Source organism: Bradyrhizobium sp. WSM4874, assembly GCF_055811835.1.
Genome location: NZ_JBVVPR010000105.1, coordinates 1 through 5914, shown reverse-complemented (window position 1 = coordinate 5914; position 5914 = coordinate 1). Strand labels below are relative to the sequence as shown.

Genomic DNA, 5914 nt, shown 5'->3' with positions numbered 1-5914 from the left:
GCACGTTGTTAAGACGCACGAGGCTCGGGGCACTCAAGACATGAGAATAGAAATGAAAAACTTCCTGCTTGCGGCTACAAGCATGCTGACGCTTGCGATAGCGACGCCCTCATTCAGTGCAGACCTGACCACGCAGTCCGCCCAAGCAATCTACACCAAAGCTCCGCGGGCCGTTGCGGCCGCAATCTACGACTGGAGCGGCATCTACGTAGGTATGAACGGCGGCCTGGGCGTAAGCTCGAATTGTTGGGACTACAGTAGCAGCAAGTTTGAGGGCTGTCATGACGCGACGGGCATGACAGTAGGTGGACAGATCGGCTATCGATGGCAGATGGGCCGGATCGTGCTGGGCGTTGAAGGTCAGGGGAACTGGGCTGATCTGAGCGGATCCAATGTCAGCATTGCGTTTGGCGATGTCAACCAGAGCAAGATCGACGCGTTCGGTACGATGACTGGGCAGATCGGTTTTGCGCTCGAGAATGTACTGTTGTACGCCAAGGGTGGCGTCGCAGTGGTGAGCAACACGTATGGGGTCAAGTCCGTACTCACGGACGCGCAGATCGCGAGCACTGATATCAGCCCTTGGGGGGCTACTGTGGGGGTCGGGATCGAAGTCGGTTTCGCGCCGAACTGGTCCGTAGGCGTCGAGTACGACCATTTCTTCATGCGGGATGCCGACCTGCACTTTGTCTCGGCTGGTACTTCGCTGGGCGGCGACCGCATCCTTCAGGACTTCGACCTCGTGACTGCGCGGCTCAACTATAAGTTCGGTGGTACGACTCCCATCAAATATTGATCTGTAGTTAGGCTGGTGAATCGAAGGCCCCGGCCTGCCCGGGGCCTTCTCGGGTACGCTAAGCATCGCGCGTGCGACGCGACTGGCCCCGGATGGACCAAGTCAGGAAAGAGTTAGCCAGACGGCGGCGAGTTCATCTTCTGAGATGAAGCTCTAAATCTATGAGGACAGCAAGCATGTTCGTTTCATTCTTCCCTCGACCAAAGTTGTTCTTTGCGTCGTCAATTCTTTGGACGGCATTGGCGATGGCGTTCTGGTATGGAGTTGCCGGCAATCTCTTTCAATCCCCGGAGAAGCCGGTCGGGCTTGCGACGTTCTGGTCCGCCTCGGCGCTGTGGCTTGATCTCTATTTTGCGCTGACCGTTGCGGTGTTCGCGGCTGCATGGATGTTATTTGCCCCCCATCCCTGGGCGACGTGGTCCATTCTTGGTTCGGCGCTGATCCTGTTCACCTCTTACTTTCAGGTCCAGGTCTCGGTCGCGATCAACAGCTGGTATGGACCGTTCTACGACCTGGTCCAGGCTGCGCTTTCGAAGTCGGCGCCAGTCACGGTCGAGCAGTTCTACAACGAATTGTCGACCTTTGCCGGTATCGCGCTCCTGGCCGTCGTGGTCGGCGTGATCACGCGATTCTTCGTCAGCCACTACATCTTCCGCTGGCGCACGGCGATGAACGATTTTTATGTCGCCAACTGGCCGCGGCTGCGCACGATCGAAGGCGCCTCCCAGCGGATTCAGGAAGACACCATGCGCTTTGCCAGTACCACGGAAGGTTTAGGCGTCAATCTCATCAGTGCGATGCTGACGCTCTTGGCCTTCCTGCCGGTTCTGGTGAGGCTGTCCAGCAACATCACGGAGCTGCCTCTGTTCGGCTCGATTCCCTATCCGCTGGTGTTCGCCGCAGTCATCTGGTCGATCCTGGGCACCGGCGTTCTCGCGCTTATCGGTATCCGCCTGCCCGGAATTGAATTTTTCAACCAGCGGGTCGAAGCGGCCTATCGCAAGGAGCTCGTGCTCGGCGAGGATGATACGGCGCGTGCCAATGCGCCGACATTAAGCGTGCTGTTTAGCGACATTCGCAGAAATTACTTCCGGCTCTATCTGAACTTCATGTACTTCAATATCGGCCGGATCGTCTATCTGCAGACTGACCGCATCTTTCCTTATCTGCTGCTTGCGCCCACAATCATCGCGGGCAGGATCACCCTCGGCGCGATGAACCAGATCCTCAACGCGTTCACGCAAGTGCGAACCTCGTTTCAGTATCTCGTCAACTCCTGGAGCACGATCGTCGAACTGATCTCGATCTATCAGCGGCTGCGGAGCTTTGAGGCAAAGATTCACTGTGGGCTACTGCCGTCGATCGAGACACAAAAGGAGCCAGCCTCATGATTGGCGTAGTTGCAGGAGTTGACGGACATCGGTCCTTCTGTTCCATGTCAATCGGTTGCAACGCGGCTGAATTGCTTAAGTTGTGAGAAGGGGCACTCGAGAGGATGACGCTCGAGGTAGAGAGACTTAGCAACTGCATATCGGAACGCCTGTGACGGGATGTTGTAGATGACGGTGAGCGCACGTTTGCAGCGGCGCGGATTGAGGCAAACAGGCGGCCAAATGGCTGTATCGGCCATTACGACCTCGGCGGGTAAGCTACAAAGCAGCCGCTTCTGGTGCATTGCGCGTTTGACCCGCGGTCGAGACCAGCGGGTTCATGACACCGAAGACTAGCTCCGAAAAACAGTCATGAATCTGATTTGCTTCTGGAAATGGGTACTTAGAGTCCATACCGCCTAGCTCTACAACTAACTACCAGCGTGGCGCAAGTTCGACAGTGTGAATCAGACACGCCCCAACGGTCTTGTTTCGTTCCGCGAGCCATCATAATCGTGTCGCGCTCCTGACTGACTGCGCCAGAACGACCACGCGGGGATGTTTCAAACTTGATCCCCTCCATGCAATACGGTGCTAAAGAGGGCGATTCGGCATTACGTGGGGCGGCGAGCTCGGGCGACCGCCGGATGTGTTGGTGCCCATTCTGGTTGTGAGGGAACGGTAATCGAGCCCAGTGGCACCCAAGCTCGTCCCAGCGTCACTGGATCGCGCAGCTGGGCGAAAGCTTCGGTGCGAATGTCCAGCCACTCGAACCAGCGATCCTGGACGGCGACAAGCTGGGCTGGCCGGAGCACGCCGAAATGATCTCGAAGAGAAATTCTTATCACTCGTAAGCTCAACTGTGAACCTTGCCACAACAGTTCAAGATGATGTTGCGTCGTGTTTCAACTACCAGAACTGGGGTTCGACAACTCTGAGGCTGGGGACCGATCCGTTTTCCGCCGAGCCGGAGCTCTGGCCGTGAACATCACCGCCAGATTGAACAGCGTGGATTCACAAGCGTGGCTCGCCGATTATAGCAACTGCGCCGCACATCCGGCTCAAAGGCGCGACGAGCTCCTAAGCTGGAATTGGCGCGATCGGAACAAGCAATCCACTAAGGCTGCCCAATTCACGGCTCGGCGATCCTCACCAAACGCTTTACGAACTTTTGTTGATAGCGTCAGCAAGCGTTGACTCGAAGACCAAAGGACCTACCGCAGGATGCTTTCTTAAGACGTCATGCATCCAGAATGAGCGGAGCACGAACCGTCACATTCCCGAAACCTAGTTCTTGTACTTGTAGGCTCGGCCGTCTCCCTTATCCCCCCGCTCCCTGGAGCGAAGAAGGTTTATTCCGCATGGCTTTCCGGGGGCCACCGGCCAGGCGGGCCGGAGCCGAGGTCGGCCAGATCTCCGTTGTTTTTGGATTAGCGCCATGACAGCAGAAACCAAACTATGCGCTTTGTTGCGAGGTGTTCTGGACGATGCGATCGGGATGGTGCCCGAAGCAAACCGGACGTCTTCGTTGAAGGCGTGCCTCGCCGAAAAGGTATTAGCTCTGGCCGCAAAAGGTCACTTGGATCCAACTGTCTTGACACGTCTCGCGCTACGGACTCTGCAGGAATCCTGTTGTGGTTGCTACGGGTGCGAACTGCAGAAGCCCCTTCGAGGTGTGAAGGACCGAAAATGAACTCCAAACCTATTCCCCCGCGCTTTCACACTGCGCGATCACCTTACCCGCAAATTGATTGCTGCGATAATTGCGCGCAATGTGATTAGCCACACCATACGGCTTGAAAACCTTGGCCCGCAATAAAGGCAATCGAGGGCAGCGATCTCGCGCCTACGCAGCATCCCTCTTCACCGAGCGCGTCTCGATAGAGAAGAACTCTCCCTCCCTTTCTATCCTGAGCCTCGTCCCGCCCGAGAAGGCATGGGAGATGGAGTAAAGCAAGGCTGTCGCCAGCGCAATCCAGGCTCGATGCGGTCCCAGCCTAGGTTGCAGGCGAACGTGCCCGCTCAACGTCGGAGGCAACAATCGTTCAAGACACCGATCGGGCTAAACGCGATCTCAATGATCGAAGTAGTCCGATGTGATTGTGTGGTGGGTCGGCTCGCGACCAATCTTCGGAGCCGCCGAAGCCGCAGACCACATTTGTGCAAAAAAGTGGTTTCGATTTAGAACGAACGGCCATCAATCGGTTCGCGCCGTAGTGGCTAGGCTCCCGAACCCAGCTCCCGAAGAAGAGAGCGAGGGTATCAGCGCGTGGGCACAGCAGCTTGACGTCAATGCAGCTGTGTGGCCCGAGGCTGACGCCTGGGGTTCGGTGGGTTTCATCTTCGCGCTTGAATAAACGGGACTAGAGGTCTACCCCGGTGATGGAGCTTGCGCCCGGCAGCGATGCCACCTGAGCGCGAGGGTTATGGCGCCCCGGCCGGAGAAACTTGGGTCACTCCTTTGTGGATGCCGCCTTGCTTCATCATGAGGCCGCCCGTGTCCGCGGCTGTCGCGGACGTCATTGCGCCCGGCCCGCGGCACAGATGATTTCTCCTCGAACCGCATCGGCGCTTGGCGCGCGATATCGGACGGCCCGGTGAGATGTTGGAAAGCCGAGCTACCGGTCGTCCAGGTTTGCGACAGAGGCGGATGAGCCGATCTAACGTGTCCTGCCTCGATTGCGACGGCGATGCGCCGCTTACCTTGGCAAGGCGGTAGCCGCACTTTCGGCCGAATGTGCTCAGCGCCGAGCCGGCAGCGATGATCCGGCTACCCGCCAAGTGCTGCCGAGCATGCCGTCCGGAGAAGGACGGGTCCCAGCCGGCGAAAGGCGATGGGCCGGGATCGCGCAGGCGCCGCTTGAACGTCGCGTTGCAGCTGCCTGAATGGCCGGGCTCTGAGCGGGCCATGCTTTCCTTCAAATGGCCCCGGCCAGGCCGGGGCCATCGACACAACACGGATCAGTATCTGAGGAGAATCGGACCGCCAAACTTGTAGTTGACCCGCACCGTGATAACATCGAGATCATTGCGGATGCGATCGGCCCCAGCAATGTTCCCGGTGAAGTTCTCCGTGCGAGGCTGGAAGAACAGGTGGTCGTACTCGAAGCCTACCGTCCAGTCCGGCGCGAGGCCGTGCTCGAATCCGACCCCCAACGCGCCGCCCCAAAGAACGTCGCTTGTGCTGCTGGCTCCCGTGAAGGTTGAGGTGATCTGAAAGATGTTGCGCGTGACTGCGGCGCCGCCTTTGCCGTAAAGTAGGTTGTTGCCGAACGCATAACCAATCTGCCCCGTCAGAAGACCGAACGCGTCAATCTTAGTCTGGTTGATAGTATCGAAAAACGCGCTGCTGTCATTGGACCCGGTCAAATTAGCCCAGTTCCCCTGGCCCTCAACACCCAGCACGATCTGACCCACCTGCCATCGATAGCCGATCTGGAGGCCTACGCTACCGCCTGTCGGATGATGACAGCCCTCGGGCGTGCTGCCAAGGTACTCCCAACAACTCGCGCCTGAGCCCAAGCCACCGTTCGCGCCGATATAGTAAGCGCTCCAATCGTAGATTGCAGCCGCAACAGGCCCAGGCGCGGCGGTGTGGAGAGGCTTGATGGGTTCCGTAGGCAGATCAGCACTGAATGCAGGGGCCACCGAAGCAAGCACCATCGTGCCCACTGCCGTAAACAACAAGTTCTTCATTTCTATTCTCATGTCTTGAGTGCCCCGAGCCTCGTGCGTCTTAACAACGTGC

The 5914-nt window shown here is 57.9% G+C and carries 3 protein-coding genes; 2 read left to right on the top strand and 1 reads right to left on the bottom strand.

The features are described from left to right. Positions 1-52 precede the first annotated feature (52 nt). Positions 53-796, top strand: coding sequence for an outer membrane protein (locus tag AC0L3P_RS39085; RefSeq protein ID WP_473309326.1), 744 nt, complete (start codon positions 53-55; stop codon positions 794-796). Positions 797-972: 176 nt separating this feature from the next. After that, positions 973-2187: a peptide antibiotic transporter SbmA gene (sbmA, locus tag AC0L3P_RS39080; protein ID WP_473309323.1), complete on the top strand. Its 1215-nt coding sequence runs from the start codon at positions 973-975 to the stop codon at positions 2185-2187. 2940 nt (positions 2188-5127) lie between these two features. Here the strand turns inward: sbmA and AC0L3P_RS39075 are convergent. After that, the gene (locus AC0L3P_RS39075; protein ID WP_473309325.1) at positions 5128-5862 is read right to left on the bottom strand and encodes an outer membrane protein; all 735 of its coding nucleotides are present in this window, start codon (positions 5860-5862) and stop codon (positions 5128-5130) included. Positions 5863-5914: the final 52 nt, after the last annotated feature.